General features: G+C 67.1%; 11 protein-coding genes. 7 read left to right on the forward strand and 4 right to left on the reverse strand.

The features are described 5' to 3' along the window. Positions 1–14 precede the first annotated feature (14 nt). Both ABZ293_RS06230 and ABZ293_RS06235 read left to right on the forward strand, forming a co-directional pair. Positions 15–851: a PspA/IM30 family protein gene (locus tag ABZ293_RS06230; RefSeq protein WP_354954698.1), complete on the forward strand. Its 837-nt coding sequence runs from the start codon at positions 15–17 to the stop codon at positions 849–851. A 156-nt stretch (positions 852–1007) separates the two neighbouring features. Next, positions 1008–1904 (forward strand): hypothetical protein, encoded by an 897-nt coding sequence (locus tag ABZ293_RS06235; protein WP_355177761.1) that lies wholly within the window; start codon positions 1008–1010, stop codon positions 1902–1904. An 87-nt stretch (positions 1905–1991) separates the two neighbouring features. Here the strand turns inward: ABZ293_RS06235 and ABZ293_RS06240 are convergent, their stop codons facing one another. The 3 genes from ABZ293_RS06240 to ABZ293_RS06250 all read right to left on the reverse strand — a co-directional run bounded on the left by ABZ293_RS06240 (position 1992) and on the right by ABZ293_RS06250 (position 3848). Then, positions 1992–2258, reverse strand: coding sequence for a metalloregulator ArsR/SmtB family transcription factor (locus tag ABZ293_RS06240; RefSeq protein WP_355177763.1), 267 nt, complete (start codon positions 2256–2258; stop codon positions 1992–1994). Positions 2259–2406: 148 nt separating this feature from the next. Further along, positions 2407–3546, reverse strand: a complete 1140-nt coding sequence (locus tag ABZ293_RS06245; RefSeq protein WP_355177765.1) for a mandelate racemase/muconate lactonizing enzyme family protein — start codon at positions 3544–3546, stop codon at positions 2407–2409. A gap of 14 nt (positions 3547–3560) precedes the next feature. Then, entirely contained in the window at positions 3561–3848 is a 288-nt protein-coding gene (locus tag ABZ293_RS06250; protein ID WP_355177767.1) for a hypothetical protein, read from the reverse strand. A gap of 322 nt (positions 3849–4170) precedes the next feature. Between ABZ293_RS06250 and ABZ293_RS06255 the strand changes: the two genes are divergently transcribed. Both ABZ293_RS06255 and ABZ293_RS06260 read left to right on the forward strand, forming a co-directional pair. Then, positions 4171–4932 carry a DUF4239 domain-containing protein gene (locus tag ABZ293_RS06255; protein WP_355177769.1) on the forward strand — a complete coding sequence of 254 codons (762 nt, stop codon included), beginning with the start codon at positions 4171–4173 and terminating at the stop codon, positions 4930–4932. A gap of 58 nt (positions 4933–4990) precedes the next feature. Next, entirely contained in the window at positions 4991–5944 is a 954-nt protein-coding gene (locus ABZ293_RS06260) for a hypothetical protein (RefSeq protein ID WP_355177771.1), read from the forward strand. A gap of 15 nt (positions 5945–5959) precedes the next feature. Here ABZ293_RS06260 and ABZ293_RS06265 read toward each other — a convergent pair whose 3' ends face one another. Beyond that, positions 5960–6364 carry a hypothetical protein gene (locus ABZ293_RS06265; protein ID WP_355177773.1) on the reverse strand — a complete coding sequence of 135 codons (405 nt, stop codon included), beginning with the start codon at positions 6362–6364 and terminating at the stop codon, positions 5960–5962. Between the two features lie 236 nt (positions 6365–6600). On the opposite strand from ABZ293_RS06265, the gene ABZ293_RS06270 reads away from it, so the two are divergent. The 3 genes from ABZ293_RS06270 to ABZ293_RS06280 all read left to right on the forward strand — a co-directional run bounded on the left by ABZ293_RS06270 (position 6601) and on the right by ABZ293_RS06280 (position 22277). Further along, complete coding sequence (locus tag ABZ293_RS06270; protein WP_169810825.1) at positions 6601–6774, forward strand: hypothetical protein; 174 nt, start codon at positions 6601–6603, stop codon at positions 6772–6774. A gap of 156 nt (positions 6775–6930) precedes the next feature. Beyond that, a complete protein-coding gene (locus ABZ293_RS06275) occupies positions 6931–7635 on the forward strand; it encodes a PIG-L deacetylase family protein (RefSeq protein WP_355177775.1) in 705 nt (234 codons plus the stop codon). A gap of 452 nt (positions 7636–8087) precedes the next feature. Continuing rightward, on the forward strand, positions 8088–22277 hold the full coding sequence (locus tag ABZ293_RS06280; RefSeq protein WP_355177777.1) for an amino acid adenylation domain-containing protein: 14190 nt from the start codon (positions 8088–8090) through the stop codon (positions 22275–22277). Positions 22278–22322: the final 45 nt, after the last annotated feature.

Here is a 22322-nt window from a genome sequence, read left to right on the forward strand (position 1 = left end):
GGCGGGATCAATCGATGGCTAATCCGTTCGTCAAGGCCTGGAAGTACATGATGGCCCTCTTCGATTCGAAGATCGAAGAGCATGCGGATCCGAAGGTCCAGATTCAGCAGGCTATCGAGGAAGCTCAGCGTCAGCATCAGGCCCTCTCGCAGCAGGCCGCATCGGTCATCGGCAACCAGCGTCAGCTGGAGATGAAGCTCAACCGTCAGCTCGACGATGTCGAAAAGCTCAATGCCAATGCGCGCCAAGCCGTTCTGCTGGCCGATCAGGCCGCTGCGGCGGGCGATACCGAAAAGGCGATCCAGTACACCAACGCCGCCGAGGCGTTCGCCGCACAGCTGGTCACCGCCGAGCAGTCCGTCGAGGACCTCAAGGTGCTGCACGACCAGTCGCTGCAGGCGGCCGCGCAGGCCAAGAAGGCGGTCGAGCAGAACGCGATGCTGCTGCAGCAGAAGGTCGCCGAGCGCACCAAACTGCTCAGCCAGCTGGAGCAGGCCAAGATGCAGGAGCAGGTCTCGGCATCGCTGCAGCGGATGGATTCGACGCTGTCCGCGCCCGGCACCACGCCGAGCCTGGATGCGGTGCGCGAGAAGATCGAGCGCCGCTACGCGAATGCGCTGGGTGCCGCCGAACTCGCGGGCAATTCGGTGCAGGGCCGCATGCTCGAGGTGCAGCAGGCCAGCATCCAGATGGCCGGACACAGCAAGCTGGAGCAGATCCGCGCCTCGATGCGCGGCGATGCGCTGCCCGCCGGTGGTGCGCCCGCGCCCGCGATCAATCCGGGTGCCGCGCAGGTGAATCCGGCGCAGCCACAGCCGCAGATGAACAAGGGCCAGACCGCGCAGCAGTAGCGGGTAATTTCCACAGAGATACAGCTCGGCGAGGACTGGTTCGGTGAAGGACATGGCACGGGTACCTGGCGGGTCGGCCGTCGGTTTTGCTCGGGCCCTGCCCTGTCCGGACACCGCCGGTCGCGCTGAGCGGGTTCGCGCTCCTGGGAGGAACCGATGAACTCGCAGGGGCATAGCGAAAAGCTCAACCGCGGTCGTACCGGCCGCCGCCGTAGTGCGGCCATCGTGCGCGCGCAGTCGGCGCTGGCCCCGCAGCCCGGGAGCCTGCCCGACAGTCTGCGTGAGGTGGGTGAGCACGCGCTGGTCGCGGTGCGGCGCTGGGCGGACCCGCGGGAGCGGGAGTTGCGCAAGCGCCGCCGGGCCCGTCGACGCAGTTTCCAACTCGGCACCGTTGGCGGTCTCACGACGGCGGGAACCGTTGGGCTCATGGTGATTTCGGCTCCGGTGTGGGCAGTGGTGGTGGTCGGCGGGGGAGCAGTGGCATTGGTCACCGGCACCGCACTGAGCGCTCGCCGCTATCTTCAGTTGCGCAGCGCCCCACTGCCGCAGGCGACCTTCGTACCGCGCAGGCAGCCGCCGCCCTGGTCATCGGCACGCGGGCCGGTTGCTCGCCTGGTTCGCGCGGAGAAGGCGCTGCACGGCCTCGGCACCCAGATCGCCCGCTCGAACCGGCTGCCCGAGGACGAACTCGCCGACATGCTCGAAACCGCGGCATCGGGTGCGGCGGCGCTGCACGCGCTGGCCGCCGACATCACCGCGATGGAGCAGGCACTCGGCGCCATGGGGCGCACCAAATCCGTTGCGGCCGTTGGTCTTACCGAGAACATTCAATTCGCGCTCGGTCGCCTCGACAGCGGTGCCGCCGAATACGAACAGGTTGTCGCGGCCGCCGGACGCATTCTTGCGGTCCCCGAAAGCGCTGTCCTGCGACATAATTTCGATGCCATCGTGGCGGATCTGCGGGATGCCGCCGACCGGTTGGACGGCTGGGCGCAGGCGCTCACCGAGGTGGCCGATCAGCACGCGCCAACTCTTCCGCAGCAGGGGAGTTAGTCGGCTATTTCGTTGCCGGTTCGATTGGTCCGGGCAGCAGCCGTTCGATGCGGACTGTGCCCGGTTCGACGACCTCGCCGTATTCACTCATCTCGATCCTCCTGCAGCAGTGCGGTTTCCAGGGCGTCGGAGGCTCTGGTGCCAGAAGCGTTCGTAGAAGTCCATCCATTCGGTGCAATCTCGGAGCGGGCGCGGATCGAGTCGGCACAGGTGCGTGCGCCCGTGCACGGTGCGCCGCACCAGCCCGGCCCGCTCGAGCACCTTGATGTGCTTGGACGCGGCCGCGAGCGAGATGTCGAACGGCGCCGCCAACTCGCCGACGCTGCATTGGCGGCGCGCCAGGGTGTGCAGCATCGAGCGGCGCGCCCGTCGCCTCCGTCGATGTCACATGCGGCGGGCAAAGTCTGAGCCACCGCTCGCGTTGCCTGTGGTGAACGCCAGCGGCCCGCTGCGCTCTCGACGTTTACCTGCTCGCTGCTGAACTGTTGTGGCACTGGCCTTTTCAGGATCGGATGGTGTGTTCCGCGACTGTCCAGGCGCGGGCTTGGTCGCTGATGGTTACACCGAGGCCGGGGCGGGATGACAGGTGCATGCGGCCATCGGCGATCTCGAGGCGTTCATTGAACAGTGGATCGAACCATTCGAAATGCTCCACCCAGGGTTCGCGCGGGTAGGCGGCGGCGAGGTGGACGTGCACCTCCATGACGAAATGTGGTGCGAGTTGCAGATGTTCGCGGTCGGCCATTGCCATGATCTCGAGGAATCGGGTGATGCCGCCGACGCGGGGCGCGTCCGGCTGCACGATATCGATTCCGGCGCGGATCAGTTGGGCATGCTCGGCGACGCTGGTGAGCATTTCGCCGGTGGCGATCGAGGTGTCGAAGGTGGTCGCGAGTTGGGCGTGGCCGTCGAAATCGTAGGCGTCCAGCGGTTCTTCGATCCATACCAGACGCAGCGGATCGAAGGCGCGGCACATGCGGCGTGCGGTGCTGCGATCCCACTGCTGATTGACATCGACCATTAGCGGCACCCGATCGCCGATCTTCTTCCGCACCGCCGTGACCCGGGCCAGGTCGACCGCATTGTCGGGGTGTCCGACCTTGATTTTGATACCGGCGATGCCGCGGTCGAGCGATTCGGTCGCGCGGTCGAGGACGTCTTCGATCGGTGCGTGCAGGAAGCCGCCGGAGGTGTTGTAGCAACGCACCGAATCGCGATGTGCGCCGAGCAGTTTCGCCAGTGGCAGTCCGGCGCGCTTTGCCTTCAGATCCCACAGCGCGATGTCGAAGGCGGCGATCGCCTGCACGGATAGTCCGCTGCGGCCGACCGAGGCTCCGGCCCACGTGAGTTTGTCCCAGATCTTGGCGATGTCGCTGGGGTCCTCGCCGAGTAGCGCCGGGGCCACCTCGCGGGCGTGGGCGAATTGACCCGGTCCGCCCGCGCGTTTGGAGTAGCTGATGCCGATGCCTTCCAGGCCTGCCTCGGTGGTGATCTCCGCGAACAGCACCGCGACTTCGGTCATCGGTTTCTGCCTGCCGGTCAGGACCTTGGCATCGCTGATCCCGGTGGGCAATGGCAACGTGACCGAGGAAATCCTGACGCTGTCGATCCGGTCGAGAACGGGTGAATCAGTTGCGGCCATGGTGCCTCCTTCAGTCAGGCGATCGTCCGCACGAGCGTGGTCAGCTCGGCGAGTTCGGCCTCGGTGAGATCGGTGAGCGGTGGGCGCACCCGGCTGGATGGTCTGCCGACCGCGGTGAGACCGGCCTTGATGATCGGTACCGCGTAGCCGGGGCGGCAATTGCGGATCTCCGACAGCCATCCGACATGATCCCGGTAGGCCCGCTCGTCGAACTCGAGCTCGTTGTCGAAATGGGTGACCGGGAAGGAGAGCGGCCCGCGGCCGAGCGCGGGTCCCAATTCCTCGGCGGATAGCTGTGCCACGAATGTCCTCCTGACAATGGATATTTGCGACCTGATCCGGAGATTAGGTCGCGGTCCCGATGCCGGTCCAACACCGTTTGGAAATCGACTGATACTCCAAAGGCATCGGACTGCGACTGCTTCGATATGCCTTGAGTGCCACCACCTTCCAGGACGTCTTCGAACAGCTCGGCACGAATTGTGCTGGGCGGTCATCCATCCGGGCGGCGGCCCCGAATAACTGATGATCGACGCTGTTGGCGATGGCCGTGGGCGACCTCGGCGATCCGGTCATGCGGCGAGATCCGGTGTGCCGGTGCGTCTTGGGAGGTGGCGGCCCTACATGGTTCTGATATTCCTCGTTCCCGCGGTAGCCGCGGTTATTGCAGTGGCCATCTTCGTCATCGGGGATCGACTGCGGCCGCAGTCGTGGGTGGAGACCGATGATGAATCGGCGGGATCCCTGGTGCTCGAACTGATCAATACTTTGTTTCTGGCGGTGGTCGCCCTCGTGGTGGTGATCCTCTGGCAGGAGTACGACAATGCGCACAATCACACCGTTGCCGAGGCGAAGGCATTGGTGGACACCTATTGGACCGCGCATGCGCTGCCCGATCCGGAACACCGTCGGATCCAGGGGCTGGTGCGGGACTACACCGATCAGGTGCTCAGCCAGGAGTGGCCGATCATGCAGGCGGACCGGCGGCTGAGTCAGCCGACGCAGGAGACGCTCGACAGCTTGCGCGATGCTGTCGCATCGGTGAACTCGACGGATCCGGACGTCGCCGAACTGCGCACGAAGGCGATGGACAGTCTCGACGCGGTCGCCGAGGCGCGCCAGGACCGAGCCATGGATGCGAGCTATCACCTGCCCGGATTCCTTTATGCGGCTTTGTGGTTCGGCACGATCCTGCTGCTGTGCACCGCGGTGCTGAACGGTGTCGAGGTCACCGAACGCAGTCTGCTGATGACCGCGCTGCTCGGTGTCGTCGTCGGCTCGGCGGTGCTGGCGATCTACAACCTCGATCGGCCGTTCTCGGGTGGATATAGCGTCCCGCGGGACGCCTTCGAATACGCAATATCCCGCTACCAGAACATCACCTGACGAGTCATTTCGGACCGGCTGGCTGCGACGGATGGGGTATCGGCAGATGGTGTTCGTGATGCGAAGACGAGGGGCCGCACGGGGATTTACCGCGGTAACAGCGGTTCCGCTGACGGTGGGGCTGTTCGCGGGGCAGCTCGCTCGTGCCGATTCGATGCCGCCCGAGTGGCCGGTCATCGGTGCTATCGGCACCGGCAGTGCGTCTTATGACGCGGGCGGAACAGGAAGCGCGGCAGCGGGTTTCCCGGACAGCGCGACGGGTAGCAGTTCCACCGGAGGGGTTCTGGGTCTCGAGCCAGGGGATGGCGCGCCCCTCGTCACCGGCAGTGCGATTCCGGGTGGTGCGATCCCCAACGGTGCGGCCGGTTTCGGTGCGACCAACAGCGATGGTCGAGACGATGGTGTCGATGACACATTCGCTACTGGACACGTACCGCGAGCCGATTCGGCGGCCACTGCGGGCGAGGCGCTGGGGCTCGGCCCGGGCAGTGTCCAGTCGGCCTGCACCGGCAGCGCCGTAATCGGTAGCGCCATGATCCTGCTCGGATTGGCTACCGGTAGCGGGGGGTCGAGCGGTAGCGGATTGGTGGGCCCCGGTGTGGTGGGCACCGGCTCGGTCGGATCGAGTGGATCCGCGCTCGGCAGTGTCGTCGTCGGCAGCGCGGCCACCGGCAGCGCACTGCTGAGCTGCCTGCTCCTACTTCCGGCCCCGGAACCGCCGGAGCCCGGCCTCCCCCTCCAACTCGGCCCGCCGGTACCCGGCCCACAGCCACCATCGATACCCGCGGTGCCGGTCGTCCCGTCGGAATTCACCGCCGCCGCACCGGCGCCCGCGATCGTGCCTGAAGTGCCGATCCTCGCCGCGCCACACCGGCCACCGGACACGGTGGTCGAATCCACCCCGGATCCGATTGCCTGGAACCTGCTGGAGCTGGTGACGGTCATGGTGGTCACGGTGCTGACCGTCGTGCGTCGGATCTCGGTCGGCCGCCATGCCAAGCGGGCCGAGTGACCAGCGGCGGCAGTGCTATTCGGACTTCGACGAATCGCGCTGCTCGGCGATGCGGCGCCGGATCTCATCCCACGACATCGGCAATTCGTCGACGGGCGCGGTGAAGAAGACGAAGGTGGCCTCGCGCATGACCTTTCGCTTGCGCTGCACGGTCGACTTATGCGGTTCGGTGCCCGCGTAGGCATAGATCGCCGCTTTATCGGTCCAGGCGGAGTAGGTCCAGAAGGTGCCCTTCCACATTTCCGCCTGCAAAGCGACACCGAGCGCGCCGGGGGAGCGACGGGCCTGACGCCACAGTGTCAGTGAAGCCAGCAGGAATGCCGGTGCGTGCCAAACGGACTTGACCTCGAGGCGGGAGGCCATGCACTGCGCCTCGGGTGCGGTGGGGGCATTGACGGTCATCCACGGAAGGGTGGGCATGGGCTGCTCTTTCGACTGATGCGACGGGCTGGTCGCGCCTGGGCGGCGACTGCGCTCAAAGGTTCCACATCCTGCCGCATCTTGTCAATGACAAGATTATTGAACTGCCCTCAGGGTTAACCCTGATCTTCACCCGGATATCGCTGCTGAGCTGGTGATTTATCGCTTTCGGGCTGTCAGCATGGAGAGGTCGGATCGTCGGATGGCGGTTCGCCCGAGACCTTCTGGAGGCTGGCATGTTGTGGAAAATCATCGGTGTCGTAGCGGTCGTCTGGATCGCGCTCGCCATCATCGGTGCGTTGATCAAGGGGCTGTTTCCGATCCTGGTGATCAGCGCGGTCGTCTTCGGGCTTTACCTGCTGTACAAGGCGGTTTCGGGCTCGGACAACTCCACCGTGAGCAAGCTGTAGCGTCCGCCGGAGCAAAGCCGCACGCCCGCCGGGACTTACGGGTGGTGCGGTGTCGAGAGATAGGCCGGGCGGCCGTCCGATGCGGGCGGCGCCCGGCCTATCCGCGTTTCGGGTGGTGGCGCGGTATGAGTTGGGGCGTCTGCTTGAATGATTCGCGTGGAGCAGCTTCCCGAAGACTGGCAGCGTGGCCTCGTGATCGTGGCCCACCCCGACGATATCGAATACGGCGCGGCGGCCGCCGTCGCGCGTTGGACGGGGCAGGGCAAGGACATTCGCTACGTTCTGGTCACCTCCGGTGAGGCCGGGATCGCGGGTGTGCCCCCCGCCGAGGCCGGACCCCTGCGCGAGGCCGAGGAGATCGCCGCCGCCAAGGTGGTCGGCGTACGCGAGGTGGAATTCCTCGGCTATCCGGACGGTCGTGTCGAGGAATCCCTGGCCCTGCGTCGCGATCTGGCCGCCGCGATCCGGCGCCATCAACCGGAGTTGGTGGTGCTGTTCAACTTTGGTGACACCTGGGCGCCCGGCTACGCCAATAGTGCCGACCATCGCGCCGTCGGCCGCGCCGCACTCGACGCGATCTCCGATGCGGGCAACGAGTGGATCTTCCCCGAACTCACCGAAACCCCGTGGTCGGCCCGCTTGGCCGCCGTGGTCGGCGCCAATGGCACTCATGCCGTCGATGTCACCGGCACCATCGAACAGGCCGCCGCCTCACTGGCCGAACACCGCCGCTACCTCGAGGTGCTCAGCCCCGAGCCGGTCGCCGACCAGGTCCGTGCGGTGATCGATATGGCAACCGCGCCGAAGCCGGGCTTCCCTGCCACCCGTGCCGTCTGCTTCGAGCTCTACTACTTCGGCTGATCAGCTTCAGTGACCGAAGTCAATGTCGGACCCGCTGCACGAATATGTGGCGGTTATCACGTTTCCCGGCGGCGACCAGCCCGGTCGCTGGGTGGGCAGCCCGATGAATTGCGTTGCTGGGTGTCAGCTGGTTGTCTGCCGTGGTGGTGAGAATACCGATATGTGGGCGTACCGATCGGTCAGCGGAGATCGCGTTGAAACTGGAGTGCGACAGAGGGTTTGCGCCCCAGTGTCACGATAGCTAGATTGCATGACTTATGGGTGGTGTCGTCCCGCAACGGGACGGCAATCGCGATTCGTTCGGGTGCGCTCCCCTCGTTGGAGATATTCGATCGTATGATGACGGGCTCGGCCCGTCGCGATCAATCGTCGGTTCGTGAATCGCGTTTCCACTTATCCGGTGTTGTATCACCGTGGGCAGGTTTCGGCATAGTTGAAAGGTGTAGTACCGAGTGGCTAGGGATCGTCGTTCCGCACGTGGTAGTCGTCGCCGGGTAGGTCTGCTCTTCGGGAACCTACTCGCAGCCGCTGTGGAATCCGCGGCCGATGCCGTCGCCATCCGGTTCGATCCGTCGGGCGATCCAGCCGATCATCGGCAGCTGACGTACCGGGAACTCGACGAACTGTCCTCGCGGTTGGCGCGCGAGCTGATCGCACGCGGGGTCGGTGCGGGCGACGTGGTGGCGATCGGGATCACCCGCAGCGTCGAATCGGTGCTGGCCGTATGGGCGATCGCGAAGACCGGCGCGGCGTATGTGCCGGTGGATCCCGGATATCCGTCCGAGCGGATCGCGCACATCCTCGCGGATTCGGGTGCGGTGCTCGGGTTGACCACGACGGCACACCGGCCGGTACTCGGCGCGAGTGTGGACTGGCTCGAACTCGACGATCCGATGCTGGCCGGGCGAATTGGTGAGCGGCCGGGCCACCCGATCTCCTATGCCGACCGGGTGCGTCCGGTCGATCACCGGCACCCCGCATATGTCATCTACACCTCGGGATCGACCGGAAAGCCGAAGGGCGTGATGGTCACCCATGCCGGTCTCGGTGGGCTGTTGGCCGCGGCGCGGGAAGTCTCCGGGGTGTGCGAGGGTTCGCGGCTCCTGCACGTGTGCTCGCCGAATTTCGACCCATCGGTGCTCGAACTGCTGCTGGCCTTCTCGTCGGGAGCGACGCTGGTGGTGGCGCCGCCGCACGCATCGGGTGGCCCCGAGCTGACGGAGCTGCTGCGGCGTGAGCGGGTCACCCACGTGATCATCACGCCGGGTGCGCTGGAGTCGGTGGATCCGGCCGGGCTCGACCATCTCGAGATGGTGGCGGTCGGCGGCGAGGCGTGCGGCCCGGAACTGGTGGGCCGTTGGGCGCGCGACGGGCGGCGGTTCGTCAACGTATACGGCCCGACGGAAGTGACGGTATGGGCGACCCTGGGGGAGCTGCTGCCGGACGAGCCGATCACGATCGGTACCGCGCTCGCAGGAGTGGGTGCATTCGTGCTGGACGCCCGGTTGCGGCCGGTGCCCGCGGGCGTAACCGGCGAGTTGTACCTGTCGGGAGCGGCGCTGGCCCAGGGATATCTCGGGCGGCCGGGACTGACCGCGGAACGGTTCGTGGCCAGCCCGCTCGAATTGGACACCGGCAATCCCGGGGGACGTTTGTATCGCACCGGCGACCTGGTGCGACGCAACGGAACCGACGGCACCCTCGAGTACTTGGGCCGGACGGACTTCCAGGTCAAGATCCGTGGTTTCCGTATCGAGCTGGGTGAGATCGACAATGCGCTGAGCGCCCATCCCGATATCGACTATGCCGTGACCCTCGGCAAGACGCTGCCCTCCGGTGCGAAGGTCCTGGTGGCGTACGTGCTGCCGCACGCTGGGAGCAGTGTGGACACCGGCGAACTCGCGACCTTCGTCGGGGAGCGGTTGCCGGAGTACATGGTTCCGGCGGCGATCGTGGTGCTCGACCACCTGCCACTCACCCCGATCGGCAAGCTGGACCGAAAGGCGCTGCCGGAGCCCGTCTTCGCCGCGAGCGAATTCCGTGCTCCCGTGCGCGAAATCGAAACGATCATCGCCGAGATATTCGCGGCGGTGCTCGGTGTCGAGCGGGTCGGTCTGGACGACTCGTTCTTCGCCCTGGGCGGCGATTCGATCCTGTCGATTCAACTGGTGTCGCGGGCCAAAGCGCGCGGTGTCGTATTCACCGCACGGGATGTCTTCGATCATCGCACCGTCGAGGCATTGGCCGAGATCGCCACGTTCGAGGGTGATTCGCAGCAGCAGCGGTTGGCCGAACTGCCGGGCGGCGGGGTCGGCGAGATCCCGTTGACCCCGTTGCTGGCGGCGACGCTGTCGAATGGCGCATCGCACCAACGGTTCTCGCAGTCGATGGCGCTCGCGCTGCCCGACGGCATCGATCGCGAAACCTTGGTCGCGACCATCGGGGCGGTGTTCGATCACCATGACGTGCTGCGCGCACGGTTGCGCGGTAACGCCTCGGCTGCGGCCGGCGCCTCATGGGTCTTCGAGGCGCTCGAGCGTGGCGCCCTGGACGTCGATGCGCTGGTGGACCGGATCGAGATGCCCGCCGATATCTCCGATGCGGAGCTGTCGCGGCGGGCGAATATCGAATACGACGCGGCGCTGGGTCGGCTCGATCCCGCTAATGCGGTGATGGTGCGGTTCGTCTGGTTCGCCTTCCCGGAGTCCGGGGGCCGTCGGGATGTATTGCTGGTCATCGCGCACCATTTCGTGGTCGACGGTGTGTCCTGGCGGATTCTGATTCCGGATCTGGCAGTGGCGTGGTCGCAGCTGGCGGCCGGGCAGCCGGTGGCGTTGCCCGCCAACGGAACCTCGATGCGGCGGTGGGCGCACGCCCTGCTCGACGCGGCGCAGGATCCGACGCGCGTCGCGGAACTGCCATTCTGGCAACAGGTTTCGGCTACCGCGGAGCCGCTGCTCGGTGCGCGCGCCTTCGATCCGGCGGTGGACACCTTCGCCACTGTCGACCGCGTCCAGGTGACCTTGCCCGCAGGGGTGACCGATGCGGTGCTGACCGCGATTCCGAGCCGGTATCGCGGTGGTGTCAACGACGGCCTGCTGTCCGCGCTGGCGCTGGCAGTGCGCAAATGGCGTGGCGAAACCTCCAGTGGCGCCGTACTGGTCAAGTTGGAAGGCCACGGTCGCGAAGAGGGTGTCGTCGCGGGCGCGGATCTGTCCCGCACGCTCGGCTGGTTCACCAGCGCCTATCCGGTGCGGCTGGATCTCGCGGGCGCGGATGTCGCGGCGGCGTTCACGGGCGGAAAAGCCATGGGCGACATCGTGAAATCGGTGAAGGAGCAGCTGCTGGCGATCCCCGACAAGGGAATCGGCTACGGTCTGCTGCGCTACCTGAACCCACAGACCACGGCGGAGTTGGGCGACGCCGGTCAGATCAGCTTCAACTATTTGGGTCGGATGTCGACGGGGGAGATCCCGGCCCAGCTCAGTGATCTGGGCTGGGTGCCGGTCGCAGATCTGGGGCAGCTGGATGCCGAGATGGATCCGGACATGCCAGCGAACGGTGTGATCGATATCAATGCGATCGTCACCGACGGGCCGGACGGTCCGCAGCTCAGTGCGTCGTTCGCCTTCCCGAGCGGGCTGTTGTCGCGGGAGCGGACACAGGAACTCGCCGATTTGTGGGTCGCCGCGCTGCACGCACTGGCCGAGCATGTGCGGCGCCCGGAGGCCGGTGGCCTGACACCGTCGGATCTGGCGCTGGTGAGCGTCGGCCAGTCGGATATCGAAGGGTGGGAACGAGATTATCCGGCACTGACGGATGTGTGGCCGCTGTCGCCGCTGCAGTCGGGCCTGCTCTTCCACGCGCTACTGGCCGAGTCGACTGTCGATGTCTACACCACTCAGGCGACCGTGGACCTGGGCGGCACCGTGGACGTCGAGCGGCTGCGGGCCGCGGCGCAGGGCATCTTGGACCGCTATCCGAACCTGCGGACCGCATTCGTCGCCGGCGCCGACGGTCACCCCGTGCAGGTGGTGCTGGACCGGGTCGAGGTGCCATGGCGTGCGGTGGATCTGACGCACCTGCCCGAGTCCGAGCGGCTGCCGGAGCTGCGGCGGCTGGTCGTGCAGGAGCGTGAAACCCGCTTCGACATGTCGGTGGCACCACTGCTGCGGTTCACCCTGTACCGCACCGATCAGTGGCATCTGGTGATCACCACCCACCACATCCTGCTCGACGGCTGGTCGATGCCGCTGCTGATGCGAGATGTGCTGGTGCTCTATGCGACTCGGGGGGACCAGTCCGCGCTGCCGCGGGTGCCCTCCTACCGCACCTTCCTGAGCTGGCTGGCCGGTCGGGATCGGGAGGCGTCGCTGCAGGCGTGGGCGCAGGCGCTGTCCGGCGTGGACGAGCCGACTCGGCTGGCGCCACCCCCACGCGCGGCCGAATGCCACGAGATCGGCAAGGTGATCACCGAGATCGACGCCGAGCGCACCCGCTGGATCACCGAGCAGGCCGCCGAACTCGGCGTCACCGTGAACACCCTGATGCAGGCGGCGTTGGGCATTCTGCTCGGGCGGCTCACCGGCCGCGACGATGTGGTGTTCGGCACCACGGTCTCCGGCCGTCCGGCCGAACTGTCCGGCGTGGAGTCGATGGTCGGCTTGTTCATCAACACGCTGCCGGTGCGCGTACGGGTCGATGGCGGGCTGGCGGTCGGCGAGTTCCTGCGGTCCGTGCAGCGCGAGCAGGCCGGTCTGCTCGATCACCACCATGTGGGTCTCACCGACATCCAGCGGATCGCCGGGGCCGGAGCGCAATTCGACACCCTCTTGGTATTCGAGTCGTACCCGATCGACCGGGACGCGATCGCCGCCGCCGATTCCGTCGACGGTGTGTCGGTGACCGGTGTCGGTTTGCAGGACGATACGCATTACCCGTTGACACTGCTGGTGACCGCGGCCTCGACGCTCGAATTGACGTGGAAGTATTTGGGCGATCGGTTCACCGCTGATGAGGTGGAATCCCTTGCCGCACGACTGATCCGGGTGCTCGAGGCGCTGCTGGGCGATTCCGCTGCTCGGATCGGCGATATCGACATCATGCTGACCGGCGCCGAACGGGATCGAATCCTGCTGGACTGGAACGATACCCGGCATCCGGTCGAACCGGAGCCGCTCCTGGACGGCTACCGCCGTGCGGTGCGGGCGCATCCGGATCGGGTCGCCGTGGTCTACGAAGGCCGCGAGCTGACGTACCGGGACCTCGATGAGCGCGTCAATAGACTTGCGCGCCTGCTGATTTCGCGCGGTGTCGGTGCCGAGTCGCTGGTCGGCCTCGCGGTCCGGCGTTCGCTGGAATCGGTTATCGGCATCTATGCGATCGGCACTGTCGGTGCCGCGTACGTACCGCTGGATCCGGATCATCCGGCCGAGCGCATCGGGCACATCCTGAGCAGCGCCGAGCTGGCGTGCGTGGTCACCACGACCGCGGATGCCGTTCCGGTGCCGGACGGGCTCGCGGTGCTGAACCTCGACACCGAGGAGCTGGACGGATTCGACGGTGCCCCTGTGCGTGCCGAGGAACTGCTGCGGCCGGTCCATCCGGACAACGCGGCGTACGTGATCTTCACCTCGGGCTCCACCGGGCGCCCGAAGGGGGTCGCGGTATCGCACGGCGCGATCCACAACCAGATCACCTGGATGCGCAGTGAGTACCGATTGGGCAGCGACGACGTCTACTTCCAGAAGACCGCCGCCACCTTCGATGTCTCGCTGTGGGGCTATTACCTCCCGCTGCGGGTGGGTGCCAAACTCGTGATAGCCACCCACGACGGCCACCGGGACCCGGTCTACCTCGCGGAAACCATTGCGGCACAGCGAGTTACCGTCACCGACTTCGTCCCATCGATGCTTTCGGTGTTCGCGGCGCACACGCGTGCGGGCGCCATCCCAACGCTGCGGACGCTGTTCGTCGCCGGTGAAGCGCTGCCGCCGGAGACCGTGCTCGCGCTGCGGGCGGTCTCCGATGCCGCGGTGCACAATCTATACGGACCGACCGAGGCCGCTGTCTCGGTTACCAGCTGGCCTGCCACTGGTACCGAGCGCACGGGTGTGCCGATCGGCGCACCGGCGTGGAACACCCGTGTCTACGTGCTGGATTCGCGATTGCGGCCGGTGCCAGCCGGTGTCACCGGCGAACTCTATCTGGCCGGTGACCAGCTGGCCCGCGGCTACGTCGCGCGTCCCGACCTGACCGCGGAGCGGTTCGTGGCCAACCCGTTCGGTTCCGGCGAGCGGATGTACCGGACCGGTGACCTGGTGGTGTGGCGTGCGCTCGACGGTCAGCATGGCGGTGTGCTCGAGTACCGGGGCCGCAGCGACTTCCAGGTCAAATTCCGGGGCCTGCGCATCGAACTCGGCGATATCGAATCGGCGTTGCTCGCCCAGCCTTCGGTTAGTCAGTCCGCGGTGCTGGTGCTGCCGTCGGAGCCCGGTGATCAGCTGGTGGCCTATGCGGTGCCTGCGCCCGGCGCCTCGATCGATGCCGCGCGGTTGCGCTCGGCGCTGGCGGAAACGCTGCCCGCGTATATGGTTCCGGCCACGGTCGTGGAGTTGGCCGAGTTCCCGCTCAATACCAGCGGCAAGCTGGACCGCAAGGCATTGCCGCGGCCGAGCTTTGCCAGCCGGGACTTCCGCGCCCCGTCCACCCCGATCGAGGAGGTCGTGGCCGGGGTGTTCGCCGAGGTACTCGACTTGGAGCGGGTGGGTGCCGATGACGACTTCTTCGCCCTCGGCGGCAACTCACTGATCGCCACCCAGGTGGTGGCCCGGCTGAGTGCGGCGCTGGATGCGCGGGTGCCGGTGCGGGTGCTGTTCGACGCACCGGTGGTCGCCGCACTGGCCGCGGTCATCGCGCCGGGCTCCGGTGCCGGTGCGGATCGTCCGCCGCTGACTCGGACCACCCGACCGGAGGTGCTGCCGCTGTCGCTGGCGCAGTACCGCATGTGGGTGCTCAACCAGGTCGACACCGAATCCCCTTCCTACAACCTGCCATTCGCGATCCGGCTGACCGGTGACCTCGACGTGCCCGCACTCGGGCAGGCCGTCGCGGATGTGCTGGAGCGCCACGAAGCGCTGCGTACGAGGTTCCCCGTACACGCTCCGGACGGGCTGCCGCGCCAGGAGATCCTGTCGGTGACCGAAACGCTGCCCGATGGGCTGCCGGTCGAGGCGGCCACCGCCGACGATCACCAGCGGGTAGCCGAGCTGTTGTGCGCGGGATTCGACGTCACCGAACATCCGCCCGTGCGGATCCGGCTGTTCTCCGACCCGAGCGCAGACGAACATCTGCTGGTCTTGGTCGTGCACCACATTTCGGCGGATGGCGTATCGCTGGCGCCGCTGGCGCGGGATCTGACGACCGCCTATCTGGCGCGCGCCGCGGGCATCGCGCCCGGCTGGGCGCCGCTGGCGGTGCAGTACGCCGACTTCGCGCTCTGGCAGCGCACGGTTGTCGGCACCGACGACGATGAGAACTCCATCGCCGCACAGCAATTGGCGTACTGGCGCGGGCAGCTGGCCGGTGTCTCGGAGGCGGCGCAGCTGCCGCCGGATCACCCGCGTCCGGCGCGGCCGTCGATGCGCGGCGCGTCGAGCAGTACGGTCGTGTCCGCAGACATTCACGCGGGGCTGGATCGCATTGCGCGCGAGCGCAATTCATCACTGTTCATGGTCGTCCACGCCGCATTGGCCACGCTGCTGGCCCGGCTCTCCGGCGGCGCCGATATCGCGATCGGCACGCCGATCGCCGGTCGTGGTGCGGCCGCCCTGGACGATCTGGTCGGCATGTTCGTCAATACCCTGACGCTGCGCACCGATATCGACCGTGCCGCCACCTTCGCGTCCCTGGTCGAACAGGTCCGCGAGACCGATCTGTCCGCCTTCGCCAACGCCGATATCCCCTTCGAGCGGGTGGTCGAGGTGGTGGCACCCGCGCGCGGCGGCGCGCACAATCCGCCGTTCCAGGTGATGCTGTCGTTCCAGAACACCGAGCAGCCAGCGCTCGAACTGGCCGGACTGACGGTCTCCGCACTGGAGATCGGCGAGGTCGTCGCGAAATTCGACCTGCAGGTGATCGTCGAGCCGCGCCGCCGCGCCGATGGGGCGCCGGACGAGCTGGCTGTCGTATTCACCTATGCGACAGACCTTTTCGATGAGGCGACGATTCAGGGGCTGGTTCGGCGGTTCGAGCGGATGCTCGCCGCGGTCGCCGCCGATCCGCGCGCGATCATCGGTGATATCGACCTCCTCGACGACGGCGAACGCGAACGGGCATTGACCGCGCCGGTCCGATCCGTCGGGACGGACACGGCCGAGCAGGCACCTGTCACATTGCTGCCGCAGCTGTTGACCGAGGCCGTGGAGCGCAATCCGGACGGTGTCGCGGTCGTCTTCGCCGATGCCGTCGAGCGGCTGGCCGAAGTGGACTATGTCGACCTCGACGAGCGCTCGACCCGGCTGGCCCGGCTGCTGATCGCGCGCGGTATCGGCCCGGAGGATCTGGTCGCGGTCGGTATTCCGCGGTCACCGGAGTCGGTGCTCGCGGTCTGGGCGGTCGCCAAGACCGGAGCCGGATTCGTGCCGGTCGACCCCAACTATCCCGCCGAGCGGGTCCGGCATATGGTCACGGATTCGCGTGCGGTGCTCGGACTTACGGTCGCGGCGGTCGGCGCCGAGCTGCCCGACGAGGTGGCCTGGCTCGCCATCGATGCCGACGATATCGATGCGCGCCTCGACGACTACGGCGCCGAACCGATCACCGATGCGGATCGAGCGCGCCCGTTGCGCGCCGAACATCCGGCCTATGTCATCTACACCTCCGGATCGACCGGCAAGCCCAAGGGCGTGGTCGTCACACAGGCCGGGCTGTCGAGCTTCTGCGACGAACAGCGCGAGCGCTACCGGGTGACGCCCAGTTCGCGCACACTGCATTTCGCCTCGCCATCGTTCGACGCCTCGGTGTTGGAGCTGCTGCTGGCGATCGGCGGGGCCGCAACCATGGTGGTGGTATCGCCGAGCGTCTACGGCGGTGCGGAATTGGCCGCGCTGCTGCGCCGGGAGCGGGTGACGCACGCGTTCATCACCCCCGCGGCGCTGGCGTCGGTCGACCCGACCGGCCTGGACAAACTTCGCGTGGTGATCGCCGGTGGCGAGGCGTGTCCGCCGGAGTTGGTGCGGCGCTGGACCATTCCGATCGCCGGGCGGCGCACTCGCGAGTTCTACAACGGGTACGGGCCGACCGAGACCACGATCATGACCAATATCAGCGCGCCGCTGGTACCGGGGCAGACCGTCACCATCGGCGGGCCGATCCGCGCGATTACCGAGTACGTGCTGGATGAGCGTTTGTCTCCGGTGCCGGACCGCGCCGTCGGCGAGCTCTACATCACCGGGGCGCAGCTGGCCCGCGGATATCACGAGCGTCCCGCGCTGACCGCGGCCCGGTTCGTGGCGAATCCGTTCGATCTCGGCGGAGCCAGGCTGTACCGGACCGGCGATCTGGTTCGGCGGACGGTCGACGGTGCGCTGGAGTATCTGGGCCGCAATGATTTCCAGGTCAAGGTCCGCGGTTTCCGGATCGAACTCGGCGAGATCGATGCCGTGCTGGCGGCTCACGACACCGTCGATTTCGCGGTCACCATCGGTCACGAGATCGCCAGCGGTGCAACCATTCTCGTCTCCTACGTGCACGCCGCCAGCGGTGCGGTGGCCGATGCCGACGAACTCACCGCGTTCGCCGCGACAAGTCTGCCCGCACATATGGTGCCCACCACCGTCATGGTGCTCGAAGAGATCCCGCTGACCCCGGTCGGCAAACTCGACCGCGCCGCCTTGCCCGCGCCGGTGCTGCGGGCGCGGGAATATCGCGCGCCATCCGGACCGCTGGAGGAATTGGTCGCGGGCATCTTCACCGAATTGCTCCGTCCCGCAACACCGGTCGGCGCCGATGACGACTTCTTCGAACTGGGCGGCAGCTCGCTGACCGCCACCCGGCTGGTGGCGCGGTTGGGCGCCGCGATCGATACCCGAGTCCCGGTGCGGCTGCTGTTCGAGGCATCGACAGTGGCCGCCCTCGCGGCCCGACTGCACGAGAATTCGGCCGGGGGCGGCCGTCCCGCGCCGACCGCCGGTCCACGGCCGGAGCGGATCCCGTTGTCGCTGGCCCAGCAGGGCATGTGGTTCCTCAACCGCCTCGATACCGCCTCGGTGGCCTACAACGTGCCGATGGCGGTGCGTTTGACCGGCGCCCTCGATATCGCGGCACTGCAGGAGGCGGTCGGGGATCTGGTCACCCGCCACGAGATCCTGCGCACGGTGTACCCGTACACCGAGGCGGGCCCGGAGGACGCCAACCCGGTTCCGGTGCAGGTGATCCTGCCCGCAACGCAGGCGATACCGCGGGTGCGGATCGACGCCGTCGACCCCGCCGAGGTGGCGGACGCGGTTGCGGATCTGGCGAGGACGGTCTTCGACCTCACCACCGAGGTACCCATCCGGCTCGCCCTGTTCGATCTCGGCGACACGGCGCACCCGGATTCCTCCGACGCGCCGGATTCCTTGCCGGGGCGCGAGTACGTGCTGGCGATGGTGGTGCATCACATCGCCGCCGACGGCTCGTCACTCGGCCCGCTGGTCCGGGATCTGATGACCGCGTATGTGGCACGTTCCGCCGCGGTGGCACCGGCGTGGGCGCCGCTGGCGGTGCAGTACGCCGACTTCAGCATCTGGCAGCGCGAGGTGCTCGGCACCGAGGATGATCCGGATTCGGTGGCGGCCCAGCAGATCGCCCACTGGCGACAGGAGTTGGCTGGTCTGCCCGATCAGCTCGACCTGCCATCGGATCGGCCGCGTCCGCTGATCCGGTCCGTCGCCGGTGGCCAGGTGTCGGTCCGCATCGACGCCGAAACTCATAGTGCGCTGGCCGAATTGGCACGGGCCGAGGGTGCGACATTGTTCATGGTCGTGCACACGGCACTCGCGGTGCTGCTGGCGCGATTGTCGGCGACCGACGATATCGCCATCGGCTCGCCGATCGCCGGGCGTGGCGATGCGGTGCTCGACGACCTGATCGGCATGTTCATCAACACCGTGGTGTTCCGCACCCGATACGACGCGGGCGCGACCTTCACCGAACTGCTCGCGCGTCAGCGCGAAACCGATCTGCAGGCCTTCTCGAACGCGGATGTGCCGTTCGAACGGCTGGTCAATGTGCTGAATCCGGTGCGGTCGAGCACCAGGCACCCGCTGTATCAGGTGGCGCTGTCGTTCCAGAATATGGAATTGGTGGCACTGGAGTTGCCGGGACTCGCGATCACGACCTTGGATATCGGCAGCGAGGTATCGCAGTTCGATCTGCACTGGATGATCGGCGACACCTACGACGCCGCGGGCACACCGACCGGGATCGGCGGCGTGGTCACCTACGCCACCGATATGTTCGACCAGCCCACCGTGCAGGGTTTCGTGGACCGGTTCACCCGTCTGCTGTCGGTGATCGCGCGTGATCGGCGTGCCGTCCTCGGTGATATCGAAGTGATCGATACGGCCGAACGCGCACAGTTGCTGTCGGATGCGGTCGAGACCAAGCATCCGGTATCGGGCGATGTCCTGCTGAGCGGCTACCGCCACGCCGTCACCGCGGCGCCGGAGGCCGTTGCCATCGTGCACGACGCGACGGAGTGGACCTATCGGGAATTCGATGAGCGCGTCAACCGCCTGGCCCGGTATCTGATCGGGCAGGGCATCGGTCCCGAATCCGTAGTGGCGCTTGCGATGCCGCGTTCGCCGGAATTGGTGGTCGCGATGTACGCGGTGCTGAGCGCGGGCGGCGCGTATCTGCCGCTGGACCGTGACCATCCGGCCGACCGGATCGCATATGTGCTGCGCACGGCCGAGCCCGTGTGCGTGCTGACGATGACCGACCATCCGGTGCCGGTTTCCGGGCCGCCGGTCATCGATATCGATGCCCTCGAGCTGTCGGCATATTCGGCCGATCCGGTCACCGCCGGTGAACTGCGCGCGCCGCTGCACCCGGACCACCCGGCGTATGTGCTGTTCACCTCGGGGTCGACCGGTAGACCCAAGGGCGTGCTGGTGTCCCACCGCGCGATCACCAACCAGATCGAATGGATGGTGGCGGAGTACGCGTTCCGGCCCGACGACGTCTACCTGCAGAAGACCGCGACCACGTTCGATGTATCGCTGTGGGGTTTCTTCGTACCGCTGTGGGTGGGCGCGCGGCTGGTGCTCGCCGCGCCGGACGGCCAGCGCGATCCGGGGTATATCGCCGACCTGATCAGCACCCATCGGGTGACGGTCACCGATTTCGTTCCGTCCGTGCTGCAGGTATTTCTGGCCGCGGCCCGGACCGAGCAGTTGGCGTCGCTGCGCGAGGTATTCGTCATCGGTGAGGCACTGCCACCGGGCACCGTCGCCGATTTCGCCGCGCTGTCGGATGCCGGGCTGCACAACCTGTACGGCCCCACCGAGGCGGCGGTCTCGGTGACATATCGGCCCGCGTCCACCAGCGACCGGACGACGGTGCCGATCGGCGTGGCGCTGTGGAATACCCGCACCTACGTCCTGGATTCCCGGTTGCATCTGACGCCAGCCGGTGTGGTCGGCGAATTGTATTTGGCGGGAACCCAATTGGCGCGCGGCTACCTGCGGCGCGCGGATTTGACCGCGGACCGGTTCGTCGCCGATCCGTACGGGCCGCCGGGTGCCCGGATGTACCGGACCGGTGATCTGGTGCGCCGCCGCGCCGACGGCGTACTGGAGTACCTGGGCCGCACCGACTTCCAGGCGAAGATTCGCGGACACCGGATCGAGCTGGGGGAGATCGAGGCCGCGTTGCTGGCCGAGCCGTCCGTCGCCCAGGCCGTGGTCGTGGTCGCGGCATCGGATATCGGGGATCAGCTGGTCGCCTACGTGGTACCGGCGACCGAACTCGCGGCCGATGCCCTGCGCGAGGCGCTGGCACAGGTGCTGCCGTCCTATATGGTGCCCTCGGTGATCATGGGCCTGGAATCCTTCCCGATGAACGCCAGCGGGAAGCTCGATCGTGCCGCGCTGCCGCGGCCGGTCTTCCGAGCCCGCGAGTACCTCGCACCGGAGACCAGCACCGAGCGGGCCGTCGCCGCGGCATACGCCGAGGTGCTCGGTGTGGCCCGGATCGGTGCCGAGGACGATTTCTTCGAACTCGGCGGCACCTCGCTGCTGGCCTTCACACTGCAGCGCGCGCTGGCCGCCCGGCTCGGCATCGATGTGCCCATGGCGGCGCTGTTCACCACGCCGACGGTGCGCGGCCTGGCCGCCCGCATCGACAATCCGGACGAACCCCCGGCGGTGCTCACACCCGATGACGGCGCGACGATCGACACCGATATCGTGCTCGGACCGGAGATCAGTGCCGAGGGTGTCGCACCCATGCTCACGGCGGCCCCTCGGGACGTGCTGCTCACCGGTGCGACCGGATTCGTCGGCGCACATCTGTTGCGGGAGTTGCTGGCCAGCACGCCGGTACGCGTCTGGTGCCTGGTGCGCGGCGACGATGACGAGCGGGCATACAAGCGGATCCGCGACGCCTTGCAGAAGTACCGGATCTGGGATGACTCCTATCAGTCCCGAATTGTCGCTGTCGCAGGCGATCTGGCCGCGCCCCGCCTCGGGCTCGACCAGGCCGGTTACGCGCGGCTGGCCGAACGGATCGATGCGATCTACCACAACGGAGCTCGCGTCAACCATATCGAGCCCTATGCGCGACTGCGCGCGGCGAACGTCTCGGGTACCCGCGAGGTGCTCGGCCTGGCGACCACCGGCCGGATCAAGCCCGTGCATTTCGTCTCTACCGTCAATACCGTGATTCCGGCCGCCACCGCACCGGATTTCATCGGCCGGGAGAATGCGGAGCTGAGCCTCGGCGAGGTGTCCGAGAACGGATATGTGGCCAGCAAATGGGTTGCCGAGCAATTGGTTCGGCAGGCGGGCACACGCGGTGTGCCGGTGAGCATCTACCGTCCCGGCATCGTGTCCGGCGATCCGCGGCTGGGTGTGAACAGCGTCGACGACTCGTTCTGGAATATGATCCGGGCGGCCGCGATCCTCGGGCTCGCCCCCGACACCGGCGACGCCGCGATGTCGCTGGTACCGGTGAACTACGTGGTGTCGGCCATTGTGACGCTGGCCGACCGACCCGCGATCGGCACGGCGTACCACCTGGTGAACACGCGGCCGGTGGTAGTTCGCGACATCTTCGAAGCCATTCGCAGACATGGGATTCCGATCGCGATCGCCTCGATCGAGGAGATCGCGACGAAGCTGGCCGAACAAGCCGCGGCGCGTGATGCGGCGGGCGATGACTCCCTGGTGCGCGCCGCATTGGTCAGCGGTAACTACGGTGGGGTTTCGGCCCCGATCGACGACACCCATACCCGTACCGAACTCGCCAAACAGCACATCCACTGCCCGACCATCGATGCTGCCGCGCTCGACGCCTACGTCAGATCCTTCATCGACTCGGGCTTCTTCCCGGTTCCGAGCGATGACGGCCTACCGGAGGACCTCGTCGAATCCCGATGAGGCAGTGTGTGACGCAGCATCATTCATCTCAGTCCGAAAGGAAAA

The organism is Nocardia sp. NPDC005998, from assembly GCF_040614395.1.
Taxonomy (GTDB): domain Bacteria; phylum Actinomycetota; class Actinomycetes; order Mycobacteriales; family Mycobacteriaceae; genus Nocardia.